General features: G+C 69.0%; 16 protein-coding genes and 2 tRNA genes. 9 read left to right on the top strand and 9 right to left on the bottom strand.

Going from position 1 to position 22,066, the window contains the following annotated elements; genetic code table 11:
* Positions 1-70: 70 nt before the first annotated feature.
* The 4 genes from metH to M2352_RS12325 are packed head-to-tail and all read right to left on the bottom strand — an operon-like array spanning position 71 to position 5,980.
* Positions 71-3,562, bottom strand: coding sequence for a methionine synthase (metH, locus tag M2352_RS12340; protein ID WP_264664779.1), 3,492 nt, complete (start codon positions 3,560-3,562; stop codon positions 71-73).
* Positions 3,563-3,620: 58 nt separating this feature from the next.
* Positions 3,621-4,094, bottom strand: coding sequence for a DUF29 domain-containing protein (locus M2352_RS12335; RefSeq protein ID WP_264664778.1), 474 nt, complete (start codon positions 4,092-4,094; stop codon positions 3,621-3,623).
* Between the two features lie 51 nt (positions 4,095-4,145).
* Positions 4,146-5,021 carry a methylenetetrahydrofolate reductase gene (metF, locus tag M2352_RS12330; RefSeq protein ID WP_264664777.1) on the bottom strand — a complete coding sequence of 292 codons (876 nt, stop codon included), beginning with the start codon at positions 5,019-5,021 and terminating at the stop codon, positions 4,146-4,148.
* Positions 5,018-5,980 carry an ArsR/SmtB family transcription factor gene (locus tag M2352_RS12325; RefSeq protein ID WP_264664776.1) on the bottom strand — a complete coding sequence of 321 codons (963 nt, stop codon included), beginning with the start codon at positions 5,978-5,980 and terminating at the stop codon, positions 5,018-5,020. The genes metF and M2352_RS12325 overlap by 4 nt, the downstream gene beginning before the upstream one ends.
* Positions 5,981-6,338: 358 nt before the next feature.
* Here M2352_RS12325 and M2352_RS12320 point away from each other — a divergent pair, with 358 nt between their 5' ends.
* Together M2352_RS12320 and M2352_RS12315 are read left to right on the top strand one after the other, a co-directional pair.
* A complete protein-coding gene (locus tag M2352_RS12320) occupies positions 6,339-7,100 on the top strand; it encodes an MlaA family lipoprotein (protein ID WP_264664775.1) in 762 nt (253 codons plus the stop codon).
* 165 nt (positions 7,101-7,265) lie between these two features.
* Positions 7,266-7,826 carry an MlaC/ttg2D family ABC transporter substrate-binding protein gene (locus M2352_RS12315; protein WP_264664774.1) on the top strand — a complete coding sequence of 187 codons (561 nt, stop codon included), beginning with the start codon at positions 7,266-7,268 and terminating at the stop codon, positions 7,824-7,826.
* A 212-nt stretch (positions 7,827-8,038) separates the two neighbouring features.
* On the opposite strand, the gene M2352_RS12310 is transcribed toward M2352_RS12315, so the two are convergent.
* The 3 genes from M2352_RS12310 to M2352_RS12300 form a co-directional block, all read right to left on the bottom strand.
* Positions 8,039-8,114 (bottom strand) — tRNA-Ala (locus M2352_RS12310).
* Between the two features lie 6 nt (positions 8,115-8,120).
* Positions 8,121-8,207: transfer RNA gene (locus tag M2352_RS12305), tRNA-Leu, on the bottom strand.
* A 214-nt stretch (positions 8,208-8,421) separates the two neighbouring features.
* Positions 8,422-9,000, bottom strand: coding sequence for a YqgE/AlgH family protein (locus M2352_RS12300; RefSeq protein ID WP_264664773.1), 579 nt, complete (start codon positions 8,998-9,000; stop codon positions 8,422-8,424).
* A gap of 135 nt (positions 9,001-9,135) precedes the next feature.
* Here M2352_RS12300 and M2352_RS12295 point away from each other — a divergent pair, with 135 nt between their 5' ends.
* The 7 genes from M2352_RS12295 (at position 9,136) to M2352_RS12265 (ending at position 20,899) form a co-directional block, all read left to right on the top strand.
* Positions 9,136-11,247 carry a protein-disulfide reductase DsbD family protein gene (locus M2352_RS12295; protein ID WP_264664772.1) on the top strand — a complete coding sequence of 704 codons (2,112 nt, stop codon included), beginning with the start codon at positions 9,136-9,138 and terminating at the stop codon, positions 11,245-11,247.
* 129 nt (positions 11,248-11,376) lie between these two features.
* Positions 11,377-11,859, top strand: a complete 483-nt coding sequence (locus M2352_RS12290; protein WP_264664771.1) for a peroxiredoxin — start codon at positions 11,377-11,379, stop codon at positions 11,857-11,859.
* Positions 11,860-12,079: 220 nt separating this feature from the next.
* Positions 12,080-12,631, top strand: coding sequence for a hypothetical protein (locus M2352_RS12285; RefSeq protein WP_264664770.1), 552 nt, complete (start codon positions 12,080-12,082; stop codon positions 12,629-12,631).
* A 125-nt stretch (positions 12,632-12,756) separates the two neighbouring features.
* A complete protein-coding gene (locus M2352_RS12280; protein WP_264664769.1) occupies positions 12,757-13,008 on the top strand; it encodes a PGPGW domain-containing protein in 252 nt (83 codons plus the stop codon).
* Positions 13,009-13,116: 108 nt separating this feature from the next.
* Complete coding sequence (locus M2352_RS12275; protein WP_264664768.1) at positions 13,117-14,301, top strand: aminotransferase; 1,185 nt, start codon at positions 13,117-13,119, stop codon at positions 14,299-14,301.
* Between the two features lie 130 nt (positions 14,302-14,431).
* Positions 14,432-16,066, top strand: a complete 1,635-nt coding sequence (locus M2352_RS12270; RefSeq protein WP_264664767.1) for a sensor histidine kinase — start codon at positions 14,432-14,434, stop codon at positions 16,064-16,066.
* 105 nt (positions 16,067-16,171) lie between these two features.
* The gene (locus tag M2352_RS12265; protein ID WP_264664766.1) at positions 16,172-20,899 is read left to right on the top strand and encodes an alpha-2-macroglobulin family protein; all 4,728 of its coding nucleotides are present in this window, start codon (positions 16,172-16,174) and stop codon (positions 20,897-20,899) included.
* Positions 20,900-20,926: 27 nt separating this feature from the next.
* Here the strand turns inward: M2352_RS12265 and M2352_RS12260 are convergent, their stop codons facing one another.
* Together M2352_RS12260 and M2352_RS12255 are read right to left on the bottom strand one after the other, a co-directional pair.
* Positions 20,927-21,610 carry a VOC family protein gene (locus M2352_RS12260; protein WP_264664765.1) on the bottom strand — a complete coding sequence of 228 codons (684 nt, stop codon included), beginning with the start codon at positions 21,608-21,610 and terminating at the stop codon, positions 20,927-20,929.
* Complete coding sequence (locus tag M2352_RS12255; protein WP_264664764.1) at positions 21,607-21,813, bottom strand: hypothetical protein; 207 nt, start codon at positions 21,811-21,813, stop codon at positions 21,607-21,609. The genes M2352_RS12260 and M2352_RS12255 overlap by 4 nt, the downstream gene beginning before the upstream one ends.
* Positions 21,814-22,066: the final 253 nt, after the last annotated feature.

Below are 22,066 nucleotides of genomic sequence, written 5' to 3'. Positions count from 1 at the left end.
TGGGGAGCGGATGGAAAAATGAAACCCCGCCCCGGCGTGAAAAGGCCGGGGCGGGGCGGGAACCATGCCGTCAGACGGAGAAGTACTTCGCCTTCGGGTGATGCACGACGATGGCGGAGGTGCTCTGTTCCGGGTGAAGCTGGTGCTCGTCGGACAGGCTGATGCCGATGCGCTCGGCCCCCAGCAGCCGCAACAACGCCTCCTGATCCGCCAGATTGGGGCAGGCGGGATAGCCGAAGCTGTAGCGGGAACCGTGATAGTCCTGCTGCAACAGCTTTTCCTTGTCACGGCTGTCCTCGGCGGCGAAGCCCAGTTCGGCGCGGATGCGGGCGTGGACATATTCGGCCATGGCTTCCGCCATCTCCACCGACGCGCCGTGCAGGTACAGGTAATCCTGATAGCGGTTGGCGGCGAACCAGTCCTGCAGAACGTCGGTGGCGTGCTGGCCCATGGTCACCACCTGCAGCCCGATCACGTCGCGCTCCGGTGCCGACACGTCGCGGAAGAAGTCGGCGATGCACTCCCCGTCCTCCTTGGCCTGACGCGGCAGGGTGAAGCGCGCCACCTCCGTCGTGCCGTCCTCGGCGAACAGGATCAGGTCGTTGTCTTCCGCCGCAGCCTTCCAGTAGCCGTAGACCGCCTGGGGCTGGAGGATGTTTTCCCTGGCGCAGGTGGCCAGCAGAGTGTCGAGGATGGGGCGCAGATCCTTCTTCGCCCATTCCTTGAACTCGTCCAGCGTGCGCCCGTCCTTCCGGTAGCCCCAGTGAAGCTGATAGACCATCCGCTCGTTGAGATAGGTGACGAGCGTCTTCAGCGGCACGTGCTCGATGACCTTCGGCCCCCAGAACGGCGGGGTGGGCACCGCAACACCCTCCCCAAGGCGGGTGCGGCGGGCGCGCACGGCCGCGCGGTCCACCGGGCCGGTCGCGGCCTCGGTCGGGCGTCCGATGGTGCGGCGGCGGTTGACGGCGCGGCCCTGGCGCTTGGTCTGGATGACGGCCAGATCGGTGTCGAAGCTGCCGCCCACCACCTTGTCCATCAGCGTCAGCCCGTCGAAGGCATCGCCGGCGTACGCCACCCGCCCGCAGCCGTAGGAGCGGACGCAATCCTCCTCCACATAGGCGCGCGTCAGGGCCGCCCCGCCGAGGAACACCGGGATTTCCAGCCCCTCGCGGGTCATCTCCTCCAGGTTCTCGCGCATGATGACGGTGGATTTGACCAGCAGGCCGGACATGCCGATGGCATCGGCCTTGTGCTCCTTGGCGGCCTGGATGATGGCGGTGACCGGCTGCTTGATGCCCAGATTGACCACCTTGTAGCCGTTGTTGGTCAGGATGATGTCCACGAGGTTCTTGCCGATGTCGTGGACGTCGCCCTTGACGGTCGCCAGGACCATGGTGCCCTTCTGCTGGCCGTCGGCCTTTTCCATGAAGGGTTCGAGATAGGCGACGGCGGCCTTCATGGTTTCGGCCGATTGCAGCACGAAGGGAAGCTGCATCTTGCCCGACCCGAACAGCTCGCCCACCACCTTCATGCCGTCCAGCAGATAGGTGTTGATGATCTCGATGGGCGGATACTTCTCCAGCGCGGTCTTCAGGTCGTCGTCCAGCCCGGTGCGGTCGCCGTCGATGATGCGCTGCTTCAGGCATTCCTCGATGGTGTCGGGGCGGGCCTTCTTCTTGGCGTCCGCCGCCTTGCGGCCCTCGAACAGGGCGATGAAGGCCTGGAGCGGATCATACCCTTCGGCGCGGCGGTCGAAGATCAGGTTTTCCGCCGTCCTGACCTCCTGCTCGGCGATCAGGTGCAGCGGCATGATCTTGGACACGTGCACGATGGCGCCGGTCATGCCGCGCTTGACCGCGTGGTCCAGGAACACCGAGTTCAGCACGTGCCGCGCCGCAGCGTTCAGCCCGAACGACACGTTCGACAGGCCAAGGATGATCTGGCAGTCGGGCATCGTCTTGGCAATGGCCTCGATGCCCTCCAGCGTCCAGATGGCGAGCTTGCGGTCGTCCTCGTTGCCGGTGGCGATGGTGAAGGTCAGCGGGTCGAACAGCAGGTCCGACGGCGCCAGCCCGAATTCGCCCACCGCCATGTCATAGAGGCGCTTGGCGATCTCCAGCTTGCGCTCGGGCGTCTTCGCCATCCCCTCTTCGTCGATGGTCAGCGCGATGACGGCGGCGCCGAACTTCTTGGCCAGCGCCAGACGCTTGCGCGCCGGCTCCTCCCCATCCTCGAAGTTGATGGAGTTGATGATGGCCTTGCCGCCGTAAAGGGCCAGCGCCGCTTCCAGCACCCCCAGTTCGGTGGAATCGATGACCAGCGGGGCGGTGACCGAGCCGACGAAGCGCTGCACCACCGCGTTCATTTCCGCCTTTTCGTCCCGCCCGACGAAGGCGGTGCAGACGTCCAGCGAGTGGCTGCCCTCCTTCACCTGCTCGCGGGCCATATCGACGCAGCCGTCCCAGTCGTGGGCGGCCTGAAGCTCGCGCCACTTCTTGGAGCCGTTGGCGTTGCAGCGCTCGCCGATGGCGAAGAAGGCGTTTTCCTGCCGCAAGGTCACCTGGGAATAGAGCGAGGCCACCGCGGGCACCCAGTGCACCGTACGGTTCTTGGGCGCCGGGCGGATCTGGCCCGCCGGGGCCAGACGGCGCAATGCGGCGTCGGCGGCGGCGATGTGGGGGATGTTGGTGCCGCAGCACCCGCCCACCAGATTGACGCCGTCGTCACGGACGAAGCGCTCGATCCAGGTGCCGAAATCCTCGCCGCGCAGGGGGTAGTGGGTCTTGCCGTCCACCAGTTCGGGCAGGCCGGCGTTGGGCTGCACCGACACCAGCCCCGGCCAGTTCTGGGTCAGCCAGCGCACATGCTCGCTCATCTCCAGCGGGCCGGTGGCGCAGTTCAGCCCCATCAGCGGCACGTCCAGCGCCTGGATGATGGTGGCGGCGGCGGCGATGTCGGTGCCCACCAGCAGCGTGCCGGTGGTTTCCACCGTCACCTGCACGAAGATGGCGGTGTCGGACCCGGCTTCGGCCCGGGCGCGCTTCACGCCGTTGACCGCGGCCTTGATCTGCAACGGATCCTGGCAAGTCTCGATCAGCACCGCGTCGGCGCCGCCGGCGATCAGGCCCGCGGCCTGGGCATAGAAGGAGTCCTCGGCCTTGGCGTAAGGGATATGGCCCAGGCTGGGCAGCTTGGTGCCCGGCCCCATGGACCCCAGCACGAAGCGCGGACGCCCGTCCTTGAAACTGTCGGCGGCCTCGCGGGCCAGTTCCACGGCGCGCTTGTTGATCTCGAACGCCTTGTCCTCCAGCCCGAATTCGCCCAGCGTGACGGGGGAGGCGCCGAAGGTGTCGGTTTCCACCATGTCCGCCCCGGCCTCGTAATAGCCGCGGTGGATTTCCCGCACGATGTCGGGACGGGACAGGGGCAGGATGTCGGTGCAGTTCTCGTGCCCCCAGAAATCCTTTTCCACATCCAGATCGAGCGCCTGAATCCGGCTGCCGAACCCGCCGTCGCACAGCAGAACGCGGTCGCGCAGGGTGTCGAGAATATGGGCCATGGGGAAACGTTACCTTTCAGCGGTCGCCGGGCCGCAAAGCCGGCCGGTAAGGGTGTGGTCAGAGGGGGTGGCCGTGACGGTTTTCCGGCCACCACGCGTCATCGCGGATCTGGTCCAGCGTGTAGGGGCAGGAGCCGGGCAGGGGGGCGGATGACAGGCTGTCGTCCGACAGAGCATCGTCGCGGCCATCCTGCCACGCATCGTCCAGAACGGTTTCCGGCCAGTGCTTCAGGCTGGGATGCCGTTCCAGCTTGCGCGCCAGATGGCGGCGGGCCTTGTCCACCGACGCCCGCCATTTCCGGCGGGGATAGGGATCGGGGGAATGCTCCAGCTTCAGCAGATGTTCGATCACCGTCGCCAGATGGCTTTGGATGGCATCGCGGATCTGATCGCCCATGCCGTCCAGTTCCTCCGCGATGTGCTCCCAGTCGATGGGCGCGTTGATCCGCTGCCGCGCCGCTTCCCGCAGCAGGCGGGCCTGCTCGCGGGTCCAGGCGTGGAAATCCCTGTCGTGGTCGAACCGGCTGTCCATGGCGTTGCCCCCGTGGGGTAAAGGCTCCGTCACCTTATCATGGGGGCCGTGTCAGGCCACCGCCGCTTTCGCCTTCACCCCCAGCATCCGGCAGATGGCGGTGGTCAGGTCCGAGCGGTTCAGGGTGTAGAAGTGGAAGGCGTCCACCCCTTCGGCCTGCAGCGCCTGGCACTGCTCGGCGGCGACGGTGGCGGCGACCAGTTGCCGGGTCTCGGGGTCGGAATCCAGCCCGTCGAAGGTCTCGGCCAGCTTGGCCGGCATGGTGGCGTTGCACTTGGCCGCGAATTCCACCGCGCGGGCGAAATTGGTGATGGGCAGGATGCCGGGCACGATGGGCGCCGTGATCCCCGCCGCCACGCAGCGGTCGCGGAAGCGCAGGTACTTGTCGTTGTCGAAGAAGAACTGGGTGATGCCGCGGGTGGCGCCGGCGTCCACCTTGCGCTTCAGGTTGTCCAGATCGAAAGCGGCCGAGGGGGCGTCGGGGTGGGCTTCGGGATAGGCCGCCACGGAAATCTCGAAATCGGCCACCGCCTTCAGCCCGGCCACCAGATCGGCGGCATAGGCGTAGCCGCCGGGGTGCGGCACATAGGCGCCGCCCAGACCGCCAGCCGCTTCCGGCGGGTCGCCGCGCAGCGCCACGATGTGGCGGATGCCGGCGTCCCAATAGGTGCGGGCGATGGCGTCGATCTCGTCGCGGGTGGCGCCGACGCAGGTCAGGTGGGCGGCGGCGGGAATGCCCGTTTCCGCCTGGATGCGGCAGACGGTGGCGTGGGTGCGTTCGCGGGTGGAGCCGCCCGCCCCGTACGTCACCGACACGAAGGCCGGGGCCAGCGGGGCCAGCCGCTGGATGGCCTGCCACAGGCTTTGCTCCATCTTCTCCGTCTTGGGCGGGAAGAACTCGAAGCTGACGGAAGGTGCGGTCGTCATGACGCGGCTCCGGTGACGGGGGAAGAGGGCGGGGCGGCGGTCCGTTCCGCCGCCCAGATGGATACGGTGAGCGGGTCGCCCGGCAGATGCACCGGGGCGGCCATGGTCAGCCCGGCCTGGCGGCACCACTGCGCCACCTCCGCATCGGCAAAACCCAGCCGGCGGTGAGCGTGGTCGGTGCGCAGGGATTCCAGTTCGTGCGGGGCGAAATCCACCATCAGCAACCGCCCGCCGGGCCGCAACGCGCGGGCGGCTTCGGCCACCACCCCGGCAGGGTCTTCAGCGAAGTGCAGCACCTGGTGGATCACCGCCGCGTCGAAGCTGGCGGCGGGGAAGGGCAATTGATAGATGTCGGCCTGACGCACATGGCACTGGCGCAGGCCCGCCGCCTCCAGCTTGGCCCGTGCGATCGCCAGCATTTCCCGCGACAGGTCAACCCCCACCGCGTGACGGCAGCGGGGGCCGAGGATTTCCAGCATCCGGCCGGTGCCGGTGCCGATGTCCAGCATGTCCTCGACCGATTCGGGGAACAGGGCGGCCAGCGCGCCTTCCACCTCGCGTTCGGGAACATGCAGGGCGCGGATCTCGTGCCAGCGTTCGGCGTTGTCGCTGAAATAGGCCAGTGCGGCGTCGGCCCGGCTGCGGCGGATGGTGTCCAGCCGTTCCAGATCCAGGGCCAGCGTGGCGTCGTCCTTGGGGATGGCGTCCACCAGCGTGTGGGCCAACGCCGTGGCCCGCCCCTTTTCCGACAGGCGGAAGAAGGCGAACGTCCCCTCCCGCGAGCGGTCCAGCAGGCCGCAGTCGCACAGCAGCTTCAGATGCCGCGACACCCGCGGCTGGCTCTGCCCCAAAATCTGGGTCAGGTCGCTGACGGTCAGCTCCGCCCGCGCGCACAGCGCCAGAAGCCGCAGCCGGGTCGGTTCCGCCGCCGCCTTCAGGATCTGGAGCAGGTCATCCATCGACCGTATCACGCCCGTACCGTCCGCCGTCTTGATGAGAATAGGGAGATGCCCCGTCGCCGAGGCTTAATAGAGATATAAAGATATCTTTATGCCTCGTAAACACCATTCTGCATAAGCCGGCGGTTGCCGTGAAAGGGGTATGGCGGCACCGTGAACACACCTGTTGGAAATAGAGCACCATGCCGGAATGGCAGGCTGGTCAAATGGCTATGCCTATGTTAGCTAGGATCGAGCCGCCAAAACCGAAAGTGAATCGGGCCTTTGTGCGGTGCCGCCCCAAAGTCTCCGCTGCCGGGATGATGAGAATCGCTCGCAGTTGAGCAGTTGACGCGACAAAAGACGAGTCCCCGCCTCCATGACCATGGCCAGCTTTACCCGTCCTTTCATCCGCGTCGCCGCTGCGGTGATGCTGTCCCTTTCCGCCGCCGGCTGCGCCAACACTCCCGATGGGCAGGACGGTGCGGGCATCAGCGACCCGATCGAGCCGGTGAACCGGATCATCTTCGGCTTCAACGATGCCGCCGACACCATCCTTCTCCGCCCTGCGGCGGAGGTGTATGTGGCCGTCGCCCCCGACCCCGTGCGCGAAGCCGTCCACAGCTTCATCCGCAATCTGGTGTCGCCGCTGGTGATCGCCAACAACCTGCTTCAGGGTGATCTGGAGGGCGCGCAGGTGGCCACCGGCCGCATGCTGACCAACACCATCCTGGGCGTGGGCGGTCTGTTCGACGTGGCGTCCGTCGCCGGGATGAAGGACGAGGAAGAGGATTTCGGCCAGACCCTGGGCGTGTGGGGCCTGGGCAGCGGCCCGTACGTGGTGTTGCCGCTCTTCGGTCCGTCCAGCGTGCGCGACGCCACCGGACTGGCGGTGGATACCGTTGCCGATCCCCTGCGCGTGTGGGCCTATGCCAACGACTCCAAGAACGTCCTCTATGTCCGCACCGGCGTGTCGGCCATCGACCGGCGTTCGCAGGTGCTCAAGCAGGTGGACGATCTGAAGCGCAATTCTCTGGACTACTACGCCGCCGTGCGCAGCCTGTACGCCCAGCAGCGCCGCGCGCAGATCAACGACAACAAGACCGATGCAGCGCCGGAATTCCCGGTCTTCGGCAACTGACGCCGGCCTCTTGCGGCTGGTCCCGTCGGGGCCGTGCGGCGGAATTGCGGACGCTGGACCGCGATTCCGCCGGTTGACAGGGACACCGATTCAACCATCTTCAGAGCTACGATGCTGACCCGCCGCCACCTCCTCATTAGCTCGGCCATGCTCGCGATTGGCAGCATGGTTCCGGGTGCCGTGTTCGCCCAGTCCACCGATCCGGGCGCCAGCGCCTTCATCCAGAAGCTGGGTGACCAGACCATCGCCACCTTCGCCGACAAATCGCTGTCGCGCGAGCAGGCGGTGGAGCGGTTCCGCGCGCTGCTGCACACCGGCTTCGATGTTCCCTACATCGGGCGCTGGGTGCTGGGGCGCTACTGGAATCAGGCGAGCCCCGCCGAGCAGGCCGAGTATCAGAAGCTGTTCGAGCGTCTGATCGTCGATACCTATGCCAACCGGTTCGTCGATTACTCCGGCCAGACCTTCAAGATCGCCGGCACCCGGCCGGAGGCCGGCGACGACACGACCGTCACCACCCAGATCATCCGCCCCGACGGCCCGCCCATCAACGCCGACTGGCGTGTGCGCAAGGCCGGCAGCGGCTATAAGATCATCGACGTGGCGGTCGAAGGGGTCAGCATGGGGCTGACCCAGCGCCAGGAATTCGCTTCCGTCATCCAGGGCGGCGGCGGACAGGTGGCGGCGCTGATCCAGGCTCTGCGCCAGAAGGTGGGCCGCTCCTAAGGTTTTCCCGGACCCGTCCGGCGGATGACGAAGCCCTCTCGCACGCCATGCGAGGGGGCTTTTTCGTTTGAGCGAATGAGGGTGAGCAGGGTGGCGCGCCTGCGCCTCCGCGGCGAGCAAGGGGAGGGGTGGCGCCAGCCCCAAAACGCGAAAAAAGCCTTGTCCGGCAGGACAAAGCTTCCATCGCAAATCACCAATCTCTTTTAGAGAGATGGTGGAGCCGAGGAGGATCGAACTCCTGACCTCCGCAATGCCATTGCGGCGCTCTCCCAGCTGAGCTACGGCCCCACAAAGTGGTGCGCTTGGAGGGACTCGAACCCCCACGGCCTTTCAGCCACTAGGACCTGAACCTAGCGCGTCTACCAATTCCGCCACAAGCGCGTTTTACTGAACTCCGTCGCCGTTTTGCTTCCGCGTTGTCCGCTTTCGCTTCGCCGTCGGCGTCGTTCGGTGAGCGGGTTTATAGGGGGATCGCGCCGGGTGCGCAAGCAAAAAAATGACGGTGGCTGAGAAAAATTTCCGGGAGCAAATTCAGGGGGATACGGACTGTTTAGGACCGTATCCCGCTTTCACGGCCCATGGTTCGATGGACGGATCAGGCGTGCCCGGCCTCTTGCGAGAGCATGGACAGGCTGACACCCAGCAGACCGATGGCGCGCTCCCATTTGCCCTCCAGATCGTCGTCGAACAGGATGCCGGTGTCGCAGGGCGCGTTCAGCCAGCCGTTCGCCTGGATCTCGGAATCGAGCTGGCCCGGCCCCCAGCCGGCATAGCCCAGCAGCAGCAGGCTCTGCTTCGGCCCGCGCTCCTCGCCCATGGCGCGCAGGATGTCGATGGTGGCGGTCAGCGCGATGTCCTCGTTCACCACCAGCGTGCCGTCGCGCACGTAATCGGCGGTGTGCAGCACGAAGCCGCGGCCGGATTCCACCGGCCCGCCGTAATGCACCGGCGTGCGGCCCACCGCGGGCGTGGGGGCCGGCAGTTCAAGCTGTTCCGACAGATCGCGGAAGGTGATGGAGCCGAACAGCTTGTTGATGACAAGCCCCATGGCGCCATCCTCGTTGTGGGCGCATATATAGACGACCGAACGCTGGAAACGCGGATCGAGCATTCCCGGCATGGCGATCAGGAATTGGCCCGTCAGGAAGGCTGGCGACTTGGTGGAGCGTGGCATCCGGTTTATCCTTATGGTCAAACGTCCGGGGATGGCCGGTGCGCCGGCCCCACCCCCTTGGGCTTGATGGTTCCCGAAACTGTGGCGGCCCCTGCGGGGGTCTGCGCGGATTATAGCGGCGATAGGGTGTCTTTCGTGAAGCTTCTGGAAACAGCCGTCCCGGCGAAACGCTCCATCCGCACCCTCCTGCCGGCGTTGCTCCTCCTCATATGGGGTGGCACGGCCCTGGCTGCCTCATCTCCCTGGGCACGGGACGGGGCGGTGGAGGCGCGTCTGGTGTCGGCGGTTGACGGCGCCGGTGATCTTACCACCATTCCGGCTGCGTTGGAGGTTCGTCTTGACCGCGGGTGGAAAACCTATTGGCGCTCTCCTGGCGATGCCGGGCTGCCGCCGCGGCTGGACTGGGCGGGGTCGGTCAACCTGCGCGGCGCAACGCTCGACTATCCCACCCCGCACCGCATCACCACGCTGGGCATCGAAACCGTGGGGTACGAGGGGGATGTGACCTTCCCCATCCGCCTGACCCCGGCGGCACCGGGGCAGCCCGTGGGGCTGTCGGTGGCCGCCGACCTGCTGGTCTGTTCCGAGTTGTGCGTCCCCCAGCGCCTGGTGCTGAGGCTGGATCTTCCCGCCGGCCCGGCCACGCCGGGGCCGGAGGCCAACGACGTGGCCCGCGCCGTGGCCTCGGTGCCCGGCAGCGGGGCCGCCGCCGGGCTGGAGCTGCGCAGCACCGGCTTCGACGGAACGGCGCTGGTGGTGACGGTGGCGGGGCGCGAGCCGATGGTGTCCCCCGACGTCTTCGTGGAAACCGATCCGCCCCTGGCTCTGAAGGCGCCGCAGCGGCGCTTTGCCGAGGATGACCGGCTCGTCACCTTGCGCCTGGACCCGGCGGAGGGGGAAACCCTGGCCGGCCTGACGGGGCGCACGGTGACGCTGACGGTGGTGGACGGTGAACGGGCCATGACCGTGCCGGCCACGGTGGCGGCGCTGGCGGCACCCCCCTCCCTGTCCGGCGGGACGGCGGGGGCGGGGCTGTGGGCCATGCTGGGGGTGGCGCTGCTGGGCGGGCTGATCCTCAACCTGATGCCCTGCGTGCTGCCGGTCTTGTCGCTGAAGCTGCTGTCGGTGGTCAGCCACGGCGGGCAGGACCGTGCACGGGTGCGGGCCGGATTCCTGGCGTCCGCCGCGGGGGTGATCTTCTCCTTCCTCGTGCTGGCCGCGGCCATGGCGGGGCTGAAGGCCGCCGGCGCCGCCGTGGGCTGGGGCATCCAGTTCCAGGAGCCGCTGTTCCTGGTGTTCATGGTGGTGCTGGTGACCCTGTTCGCCGCCAACCTGTGGGGGCTGTTCGAGGTGCCCCTGCCGCGGTTCCTGGCCGATTCCGCCACGTCCTCGTCGGGCGGGGCCTTTGCCACCGGGGCCTTCGCCACGCTGCTGGCGACGCCGTGCTCGGCACCGTTCCTGGGCACGGCGGTGGGCTTCGCCCTGGCCCATGGGCCGATGGAGATCGGGCTGGTGTTCCTGGCGCTGGGGGTGGGCATGGCGGCCCCCTATCTGCTGGTGGCGGCGGTGCCGGGGCTGGCCCGCGCGCTGCCCCGCCCGGGGCGGTGGATGATCGGGCTGCGCCGCATCCTGGGTGCGGCCCTGGCTCTGACCGGGGTGTGGCTTTTGTCGGTGCTGTCGGTGTCGGCGGGGGCCACGGCGGCGGGTCTGGTGGCCGTGCTGATGGCGGCGGTGGTCGGCGCCCTGTGGCTGGGCCGGCGCATCGCCGCGGCCCCCGGCTGGGCCGGCGGAACCCTGGCCGCGGCTCTGGCCGCCGCGGCCTTCGCCGTGCCGGCGCAGGTGGGCAGCGGGGCCGGGGCCTCTCCGGTGCGGGACGAGCCGTCCCACGCCGCGGTGCCGTGGGTGCCGTTCGACGAGGCGGCCATCGCCGCTGCCGTCGCCGGTGGGCGCACGGTGTTCGTGGACGTCACCGCCGACTGGTGCATCACCTGCCAGGCCAACAAGAAGCTGGTCATCAACCGCGGTACGGTGGCCCAGCGGCTGGGCGAGGCGGCGGCGGTGATCCCCATGCGCGCCGACTGGACCCGCCCGGACGAGCGGATCAGCCGCTTCCTGGCCCGCTATGGCCGCTATGGCATCCCGTTCAACATCGTCTACGGCCCCGCTGCGCCGGAAGGGGTGGTCCTGCCCGAATTGCTGAGTGAATCCGCGGTACTGGCGGCGCTGGAGCAGGCGAAGACAAAGTGAAACAGTAGGACATCTTGCCCATGGCTGGGAAGCGGAGTAGAAGGAACCCACACGCCGCTTCCACCCGGACCGCAAGAAGACCGGACGACGACCATGAGGGGGCGGCAGCAACAGGGGAAGGGCCGAATCATGACCATCACCGTCGGTGATCCGATTCCGAACGTGGCGCTGAAGCATCTGACCGACAATGGCATGCAGGAGGTCGCCACCGGCGACCTGTTCGCCGGCAAGACGGTGGTGCTGTTCTCCGTTCCGGGGGCTTTCACCCCCACCTGTTCCGCCAAGCACCTGCCCGGTTTCGTGCAGAAGGCCGAGGCGCTGAAGGCCAAGGGCGTGGACGAGATCGTCTGCCTGGCGGTCAACGATCCCTTCGTCATGCGCGCCTGGGGCGACAAGCACGAGGCGGCGGGCAAGGTGTTCCTGCTGCCCGACGGCAACGCCGCCTTCACCGGCGCCCTGGGGCTGACCATGGACGGTTCGGCTTATGGTCTGGGCACCCGCGGTCAGCGTTTCGCCCTGGTTGCCAAGAACGGGACGGTGACGCATCTGGCGGTGGAAAAACCCGGCCAGTTCGAGGTGTCGTCGGCGGAAGCGATCCTGGACGTTCTGTAACCCGTCCGTATCTTTGGGCGTATCGTGCGGGATTCCTGCAATGGAATCCTGCATGCTCTAAGGATCCGGTGCCGGGGGGCGGGGGAAACAGTGGGTTAGGCCAAATGGCCGAGGTTCAGTTTCGGCATCGAACCTTCGCGTTAATGTTCCTCGTCCCCGATTTGCGGTACCCTGATCCCAATCAAGACACATGGGCCCAATCAAGACACATGGGGAGGCGATGATGCCGGTGTGGCGCCGTTACCTCGTGCGGGAACCGTCGGGTCATCTGACCGAACTGTCCAGCCGTCTGTTCGACCGTGCGGAAGACCGTGTGGCACCCCTGCCGGATTTCGCCGGGCAATGCGTCGATGTTGTGTCGGCGGTTCTGGTGGGGGAGCAGGGGGAGAATCCGACCCTGGCCGAAATGTCCTTCACCAAGCTCTATTTCGACGCGGTGGGCTTCGTTGACCGCGGCAAGCGCGACCGCATGATCCGGCTGATGCTGGAAAGCTGCGAGGACCGCCGGTGCCGTGCCGCCGCTGCCGGCCCGTCCGGGTGTGACGAGGCAGCCCGCCGCGCCGGCCGTGCCCGCGCCCGGCTGGCCAGTGAATTCGGCTGGCAGCCCAAACCGGCGGAGGTGACGGAGGTTCTGCACCGTCTGGACCTGCCGCAGTCCTCGCGCATTTCCTTTAGCGTCCCGGTCCCGGCGGCCATGATATCAGCAGGGGGGATATCAGCAGGGGGGATATCAGCAGGGGGGGCCGCAGGCGGACGGGGGCGCCTGCATTGACCCTTCGGGGTGCGGCACAACCCTTTCGTGCGGTCTTGGTAACCCGGCGGTTGCTCCCCATATCTTTCCCGTTCAAGGAAGAGGGGGACGCGGTGCACGGAAAGGAACCGCCGCCCGGCGGTGTCATGCCATCCTTCGCCCGGCTGCGGCAGGGGATGCTGATCGGCGTGGGCTGCACGATCATTCTGATGGGCCTGTTGCTGGCGCCCTTGCCGGGGCCGGGCGGCCTGCCGGTGGCGCTGGTGGGCGGGGCCATTCTTCTGCGCAATTCGGCGGCGGCCCGCCGCCTGTTCGTCCGCACCAAGCGGCGCTATCCGCGCATGCTGGCGCCGGTGGAGAAGGTGCGCCTCTACCTGCGCCAGCGGCGGCGCCGGTAAGCGGCGGGCCTGCCGTCCGCTTTCTCCCCTGGACAGACAGGGAAACGCCCGTCCATCCTTGGGGCCCGTCCGCGTGCGTGCGGACGGCCAGAGAGAAGGAGACGACGGGTGAAGACGGGCAACGCCATTCTGTCGGGGTATGGAACGACGATTTTCGAGGTGATGTCGCGTCTGGCCGACGAGCACGGCGCCATCAATCTGGGCCAGGGGTTCCCCGACACCCGCGGCCCCGCCGATGTGCTGGACGTGGCGTCCCGCGCGCTGCTGGACGGCTGGAACCAGTACCCGTCCATGCTGGGCACCCCCGACCTGCGTCAGGCGCTGGCCGCCCACGCCGCCCGTTTCTACGGCCTGACCGTCGATTGGAAGACGGAGGTGCTGGTCACGTCGGGCGCCACCGAGGCGCTGACCGCCAGCCTGCTGGGCCTGATCGAGCCGGGGGACGAGGTGGTGCTGTTCCAGCCCATGTACGACAGCTACCTGCCCATCATCCGGCTGGCCGGTGGCATCCCCCGGTTCGTGACGCTGAAGGCGCCGGACTGGGGCTTTACCCGCGAAGACCTGGAAGCGGCCTTTACGCCCAAGACCAAGCTGATCGTCCTCAACGACCCGCTGAACCCGGCGGCCAAGGTCTACAGCCGGGACGAACTGGGCCTGATCACCGAATTCGTCCAGCGCTTCGACGCCTATGCCGTGTGCGACGAGGTGTACGAGCATCTGGTGTTCGACGGGCGGCGCCACATCCCGCTGATGACCCTGCCGGGCATGCGGGACCGCTGCCTGAAGATAGGATCGGCGGGCAAGACCTTTTCCCTGACCGGGTGGAAGGTGGGCTATATCACCGGCGCCCCCCATCTGCTCCAGCCGGTGGCCAAGGCGCACCAGTTCCTGACCTTCACCACGCCGCCGAACCTGCAGACCGCCGTCGCCTATGGCCTGGGCAAGGAGGACGGCTATTTCACCGGTCTGGCCGCCGAGATGCAGGGCAAGCGCGACCGGCTGGCGGCGGGATTGTCGGCGGCGGGGCTGGACGTTCTACCGTCGGCGGGTACTTATTTCATCGTGGCCCGCATCGGCGCCGCGGCGGCGGCCAACGCCGGATTCGCCGGGGATGAGATCGACGACCAGGACTTCTGCCGCTGGCTGACGGCCGAAGCCGGGGTGACCGCCATTCCGGTCAGCGCCTTCTACGTGCAGGACGCCCCGAAGGATTGCATCCGCTTCTGTTTCAGCAAGCGTGATGAGATTTTGGACGAGGCGGCGGCCCGGCTGAAGCGGCGTTTTTCCATCTGAAGTGTATAGAACTTTCATCGGATGCCGAAAACGCGCAAAGATCGTATAGACTTCAAAGGAGAAAGAGCGGGCGGCGGCGGATCGGACCACGGGAATGCAGCCGGACCACAGGCCAAGGATGGTCGGTGTCATGAAATGGGCAGGACTGCGCGAAGGGTTGGTCTTGATCGCCGCCGCTATCATTGCAGCGGTCTGGATCTATTCCGTCCGTTTCAGTGACCGAATTCACGACCGCCAATACAAAGAAACCCTGGCCAATGCCGAAAATGTCGTCAAGAGCTTTGAAAATAACGCCGCCGGTACGCTGAACGAGGTCGGGACAACGCTGAATGTTCTGGCGCTCAGCATCGTCGATGCCCGCTATCCGGCCATGGCCGATATCGTGTCGCGCGGCTATTACAACCGGGCGCTGATCCGCGGCTTTGCCGTGGTGGCGCCGTCGGGGTTCGTGACGTACCAGTCCACCCCCGGCCTGCTGCCCGAGCATGCGGGGGATCTGCCCGCCGTCGCCATCCATTACCAATCCCCGGTCACCGGCCTTTACATCGGCATTCCCGAACGCTCCGGTGTGGACGGGCCGTGGAGCATGGCCATCAGCCGGCCCCTGCATCTGGTGGACGGGGCGCCGGGGGGGGTGCTGGTGGCGGTGGTTGACCCGCTTTATTTCGTGTCCTTCTACCCGTCCGTCTCCATCGGGGCGCGGGGGAACGTGGCGCTGGTGGGGATGGACGGGGTGGTCCGCCTGCGCCGCAGCCGGGCCGGGGTGGACGAGGCCGCGGCCTCGTTTCCCAATGCACTGCTGCTCCAGCATGCCCGCCTGTCGCCCGAGGGCGTCTTTCCGGTTCCGGGGAAGGGCGGGGTGTCGGGCAGCACCGTCACCTACCGCCGGGTGGCCGGCTATCCGCTGGTGGTGACGGTCAGCGTGGCGCAGGCGGATGTGGACGCGGCGGTGCACGGCATCATCCGCATGCTGTTCGCCGGGGCGGTGGCGTTCAGCCTTGCGGTGTTTCTCGGCACGGCCTTTCTCATCACCCAATGGCGGGTGTCGGACCGGCTGCGGCTGGCGCTGAAGGTCAACCGCGACTTCCTGGCCCGCGTCAGCCACGAGTTGCGCACGCCGCTGAACGCCATCATCGGCTTTTCCGAGATGATCAGGGATCAGGTGCTGGGCACCGGCCCGGCGGCGTCGGAGCGCTATCTGGAATACGCCCGCGACATCCACGCCTCGGGCCAGGAACTGTTGGGGCTGGTGAACGATATCCTGGACCTGTCGGGGCTGCAGGCCGGGCGCACGGTGCTGAAGCGGGAACCGGTGGATGTGGACGCCACCATCGAATGGGCGTTGCGGGTCATGGCCCCCCAGGCCGACCGCAAGGACATCGTGTTGGAAAAGAACATCCTGCCCGGTGTGGGCACGGTGATGGCGGATGTCCGCGCGCTGCGGCAGATGCTGCTGAACCTGCTGTCGAACGCGGTGAAGTTCACGCCCAGGGGCGGGCGCATCATGGTGATCGCCCTGGCCGGGCGGGGGCGGCGGGGCTGCATGCTGCGGGTGTGCGACACCGGCATCGGCATGACGCCGGAACAGGTGGAGCAGGCGGCCATCCCCTTCGGCCAGGATTCGGCCCTGGCGGCGCGGGACGGGCAGGGCCACGGGCTGGGGCTGTCCATCGTCAAGGCGCTGATCGAGGCCCAGGGCGGGCGCCTGCGCATCGACAGCCAGCCGGGGCAGGGCAGTCAGGTCACCCTCGAGTTCGCCGCCTGACGGCGGGGCTCTTTCCGAAACAAAAACAACCCCATGGCGCTGGGGTGGCTGCTTGGGCATACTCCGCCGGTCCGTCAGCCCCGAAGACACGGAGTCCTTCCCGTCATGCAACGTGCTTTGGCGTGCACCCTCGGCGTCTTCGCCGTCTGGTCGGCTGTCCTTGCCCAGCCGGCCGCCGCCGCCGATCCCGCACCCGCCGATTCCGCCCCCCTGGCGGTGGGCGAGGTGGAGGTGGTGGCCGAACGGGACGTGCCCCAGGTCTGCGTCACCTTCAACGCGCGGGTCGAGCGGGCGGGTACCCCCGACCTGCGCCCCTGGCTGAGCGTCACGCCGGAGGTCAAGGGCACGCTGGCCGCCCGCGACCGCTCCGTCTGTCTGGACGGGCTGCAGCACGGGCAGAGCTATCAGGTGACGGTGGCCGCCGGCCTGCCCGCCGCCGACGGCCGTACCCTGGCCGAAGGGGTATCGCGCACGGTGGAGGTGCCGAACCGCCGCTCCGCCCTGGCGTTCCGCGGCGCCGGCTACATCCTGCCCCGCCTGGGGATGGAGGGGCTGCCGCTGCGCACCATCAACGTGGCGCGGGTGCGCCTGCAGATCCTGCGGCTGCCCGACCCGGCCATCGTCGAACAGATCCATCAGGGCCGCATCAACCAGGAACTGACCGACAACGACGTCGGCGCCATCGTCGCCAAGGCGGGGCAGGAGGTGTGGAAGGGCGAGATGGCCGTGCCCGGCGCCCGCAACGCCGTGCTCATCACCCCGTTCCCGGTGGATGCGGTGGTGGGCCGGCTGGACCCCGGCGTCTATGTGGCCGTGGCGTCCGCCGACGAGGTGCCGGAAAAGGATTGGGCATCGCGCGCCACCCAATGGTTCCTGGTGACCGATCTGGGGCTGACCGCCGTGCGCGGCGACGACGGGCTGCTGGTCTATGCCCGCTCCGTCGCCACCGCCCGCCCGCAAGAGGGGGTGGAGTTGCGCCTGCTGGCCCGCGACCACAGCGACAGGGCCACGGTGACCACCGGCCCCGACGGCATCGCCCGCGTGCCCGCCGACGCCCTGGCGGGCGACAGGCCGGCCCAGGTGCTGCTGGCCCGCCGCGGCGGCGATCTGGCCATGATGGATCTGAACGGGCCGGGGGACGGGCGCCCGCCCAAGGCGGCCGGGGCGCTGGAGCCGCCCAAGGCGCTCGATGCCTGGATCTCCCCCAGCCGTGGGCTGTACCGGCCCGGCGAGCCGGCGGTGCTGACGGTGCTGGTGCGCGACGGCGATGCCAACGCGGTCACGGGCCGCGCGCTGGCGGTGTCGCTGCGCCGCCCCGACGGGGTGGAGGTGGACCGCAGGACGGTGATGGATGCCGGTGCCGGCGGGGCGGCGGTGTCCTTCCCCATCGCCCCCAACGCCATGACCGGCCAATGGACGGCCACGGTTCATGACGGGGACGGCGGGCAAGCCATCGGCTCCGCCCGGTTCCAGGTGGAGGATGTGGTTCCTCCCCGCCTGACGCTGGGCCTTGCCGCCGACCGTCCGGCGCTGGAAGGGACGGAGCCGGTGGCGGTGACGCTGGACGTGCGCGACCTCTACGGCGCTCCGGCGGCGGGCCTGCCGGGGGAGGCCAGCCTGACCCTGCGCCCGGCGGAAAGCCCGGCACCGGGCCTGTCCGGCTATCGCTTCGGGCCGGTGGAAAAGGAATTCCCGCCACAGAAACAGGATCTTCCCGGCTTCACCACCGGGCCGGACGGCCAGGCGCACATCGCCGTGGCTCTGCCCCGCCGCCCCGACACCACCCGTCCGCTGGAAGCGGTGCTGCGCGCCACCGTCACCGACATCGGCGGACGCCCGCTGACCCGCGAGATGGTGTTGCCGGTCAACCACCAGCCCTTCGCCATCGGCATCCGCCCCCGTTTCGACGGCCAGGGCGTGCCCGAGGGCGCGTCCGCCGCGTTCGAGGTGGTGGTGGTGGGCCGCGACGGCACCCCGGTGGACAAGCCCGACCTGTCCTTCGACCTGTTCGAGGAAACCCAGGATTACCGCTGGGTGGAAACCAACGGGCGCTGGGATTACGAGACGACGACCAAGGACACCCGCGTCACCGGCGGCACCCTGTCGGCCGCCGCGTCCGCCCCGGCGGTGGTGGAGGAGCCGGTGCAGGCCGGCCATTACCGGCTGGAGGTGTTCGACCCCCAGACCGGCGTCGCCTCCAGCGTGCGTTTCGGTGCGGGGTGGTGGAGTGCGGCCCCCGCCGCCGCCCGCCCCGACAAGGTGGACGTGACGGTGATGACCGCCGCCTACAAGGGCGGCGACACCGCCCGCGTCCACATCCGCCCGCCGTACCGCAGCGAGGTGCTGGTCACCGTCGCCGACCGTTCCGTGCGCATGGCGCTGACCCGCACCATCGGGCCGGAGGGGGCATTTCTTGACATCCCCGTCGATCCGGCGTGGACGGCGGGCGCCTATGTGCTGGCCACCGCCTTTCCCGTGCCCGAAGCGGGGCAGAAGGGGGCGCTGCGCCGTGCCGTCGGCCTGTCGTGGCTGGGGCTGGACCCGGCGCCGCGGCGGCTGGACGTGGCCCTGTCGGCCCCGGCTGCGGCGGAGCCGCGGCGGACGCTGCCCGTCACCCTGACCGTCCGCGGGGCGGCGGCGGGCAAGCCGGCCTTTGCCGTGGTGGCCGCGGTGGACGACAGAATGCTGGCCCTGGCGCCCCAGGCCGACCCGGTGCCGGTGCTGGACCCGGTGGCCTATTTCCTCGGCCGCCGCGGGCTGGCGGTGGAGATGCGCGACGTCTATGGCCGGCTGCTGGATACCGACCCGGCGCCGGCCCCGGCCATCACCCTGCGCCGGGTGCGCCCCGGCGCCGCCGTGCCGCCGCGCAACCGTCAGGTGGTGTCGCTGTTCTCCGGCGTGTTGCCGGTGGGGGCCGATGGAACGGTGGCCGTGCCGCTGGAGCTTCCCGATTTCCACGGGCGGCTGCGGGTGATGGCGGCGGCGTGGAGTGCGGACAAGCTGGGCCGCGCCGATGCCACCGTCACCGTGGGTGAACGGGTGCTCGCGGGTCTGGCCCTGCCGCCCGCCCTGGCGCCGGGGGATGCGGTCCACGCTCCCCTGACCATCGAGGGGCCGGAGGGCGCCTACACCGCCCGCCTGTCCGCCACGGGCGCCGTCACGGTGGCGGAGGACGCGGAGCAGGCGGTCGCCATCCCAGCCGGACGCCGCGCCACCCTGTCCGGCACGCTGAAGGCCGACGGGGCCGGGGCGGGCACCGTGCGCCTGTCGCTGGCCGGGCCGGACGGGCTGTCGCTGGAGCAGGAATGGCCGGTGCGGGTCCATGGCACCAGCGGAATGCCGCCGCGGCGGCAGGTCTTCTCCCTGGCCGAGGGGCCGCGCACGCTGGGTGCCGATCTGGCCGCCGGGCTGGTGCCGGGCACGGTGACGGCGGTGCTGGCGGCGGGGCCGCTGGCCGACCTTGACCTGCCCTCCCTGGCGCTGGGCCTCGACCGTCCGCTGGCCGGCGGGGCGGAGGCGCTGGGCAGCCGCATCCTGTCGCTGATCGCGCTGGCCGGCGGCGACGCGCCGCTGGTGCCCTTTGCGGTGGAACCGGCGAAGCAGCGGGTGCCGCTGCTGCTGGGCCGGCTGCTGGCGATGCAGCGGGCCGACGGCGCCTTTTCGCCCTGGAACGCCCAGGGCGATCCCGACCCGTGGCTCAGCGCCTTTGTCATGGATGTGCTGGGGCGGGTGCGGGATGCCGGCCATGACGTGCCCGAGCCGGCCTACCGCCGCGGCATGGACTGGCTGCGCCAGCAGACCGAAAGCGCTTGGACCGAGGAGGAGCAGCTTCCCGCCCGCGCCTACATCGGGTACGTGCTGGCCCGCGCCAAGCAGGCCGACGCCGGCGCCGTGCGCTTCTTCCATGAGAGCTGGTGGAAGAGCCTGCCCACCGATCTGGCGCGCGCCCATGTGGCCGCAGCCCTGGTGCTGGCGGGGGAGACCAAGGCGGGGGCGGAGGCGTTCACCGGCCTGTCCAGCGCCCGCATGGTGTCGGCGGCCTTGCGAGACCATGGCTCCGCCCTGCGTGACGAGGCGGCGGTGCTGGCGCTGATGCAGGAAAGCGGTGTGGTGGACAAGGGCCGGCTGGGCGAGGCCGTCACCCGTCTGGGCCGCACCGTGGCCGCGGTACCCCGCACGGGGGTGCAGGAACAGGCGTGGGTGGCCCTGGCCGCCCGCGGGGCCGGGCGCGGCGATGCGCCGAAACTCACCATCGACGGCCAGCCCTTCGATTCCGCCAGGGGCGTGGTGCGCCGCATCGATCTTCTGGCCGCCCCGGTGGTGCTGGCGGGCGAGGGGCGGGTGGCCGTGGCGGTGACCGGCGTTCCCGCCGCACCGCTGCCGGCGGAAGAAAACGGCCTGCGCCTGACCCGCAGCCTCTACACCATGGACGGCAAGCCGGTCACCGCCGGCACCCTGCGCCACAACGAGCTGGTGGTGGTGATCCTGGCGGGCGAGAGTCTGGAGCCGGCGGAGCGCACGCTGGCGGTGGCCGACCCGCTGCCCGCCGGTCTGGTGATCGAGAACGTGCGGGTGGGCGACAGCGGGTCGCTGGGGAATCTGGCGTGGCTGGATGCCCTGTCGCCGGTGCATCTGGTGGAATACCGCGACGACCGTTTCGCCGGGGTGGTGCCGGTGAGCCGCGACAAGCCGGGGTTCCGTCTGGCCTATCTGGCCCGCGCGGTGTTGCCGGGCGATTTCGTCCAGCCGGGTGCCGTGGCCGAGGATCTGGAACGCCCCGGCACCACCGCCCGCACCGCTGGCGGGCGGCTGACGGTGGGCGGCGAGCCCTGACGGGGAAGGGGCACCGTCACCCCAGCATTACCCCAACACCACAGCGTCCCCCGACCCCAGCCGCAGCCGCGCCACCAGACGCGGGGCGGCGGGGGCGGGGTCCACACGCACGGGGCCGCCGGGGCGGGCCTCCGCCACGTCCAGTTGGGTCAGCGCCGCCGCCACCAGGGCGGGGTCGGGATGGTGAAGGGTCAGCCCTTCCAGCCGCACGCAGAAATCGGCCATGGATTCCGCCGGGTGGGGCCGGTCCGCCGGCCATTGGATCAGCGTCGGCACCACCCCGTCCGCCGGCAGCGAACCGTCGGGCGGCACCGTGATGAGCCATTCCAGGGTTCCGCGCCCGACCCGTTCCGGCGCGCCCAGCGGCACCGGGGACCGGGCGGCCACCGCACCGATAGCGTCGGTGCGCGCCACCCAGGTGGCCAGCCGCGGCCCGTCCCGGCGCAGGCCCGCCAGAAAGGCGGGATCGTCCAGCGCGAACCAGCGCGGACGGCGCGGGGGATCGGGCACCGCCGGGTCGGGGGCGATGACCTCCAGAAACAGGCCGTCGCCCAGCCGCAGCAGATGATTATGGGTGCCCATGACCGGGTGCGCCCCGCCGGCCGGCGGGGTGATTCCCTTCAGCCGTGCAGCCACCCATTCCACCCCGTCGCGCACGGTGGCGGCGGCGACGGTGATGTGGTCCAGCCGGGACAGCGGGGGGATGGTCATCCGTGGCGCGACGGCCCGTGGTGGGCGGGGGTGTCGTGCGGCTCGCCCCGTCGCCGGGACAGCAGCGTCATGACCCCCACCACAGCGGCGAAGAACGCCGTCATGGCCAGATAGAACGTTCCGGTCAGACCCACGGTCATGGTCCCGATCAGAACCATGACGAGAATCCAGATTCCCAGTGTCACGATGATGCGTGCCGACATCGTTTGCCTCAAACCCTTCGAGTGTGACTCCGGTACGCGTTTCTTCGTTGTTTCCTTCCACCCTGCCACAAGCACCTGAAACTTCCCTGCGCGGCACGCTGTCACACTCCGTTCGCGGGATGCCGACAAAACACTTGACGCTTGGGTGAAGCCAACTTACCTTTACGTAAACGTAAGGCATGCGCCGGCATGCCGCACCACATACAATAAATAAGGCATGGCCCATGCATGGGGCCGGCCCCCAGGGTGGAAG

Source organism: Azospirillum fermentarium, from assembly GCF_025961205.1.
Lineage (GTDB): Bacteria > Pseudomonadota > Alphaproteobacteria > Azospirillales > Azospirillaceae > Azospirillum > Azospirillum fermentarium.
The sequence above is the reverse complement of the archived record's forward strand: the minus strand, read 5'-3'. Positions and strand labels throughout refer to the sequence as shown.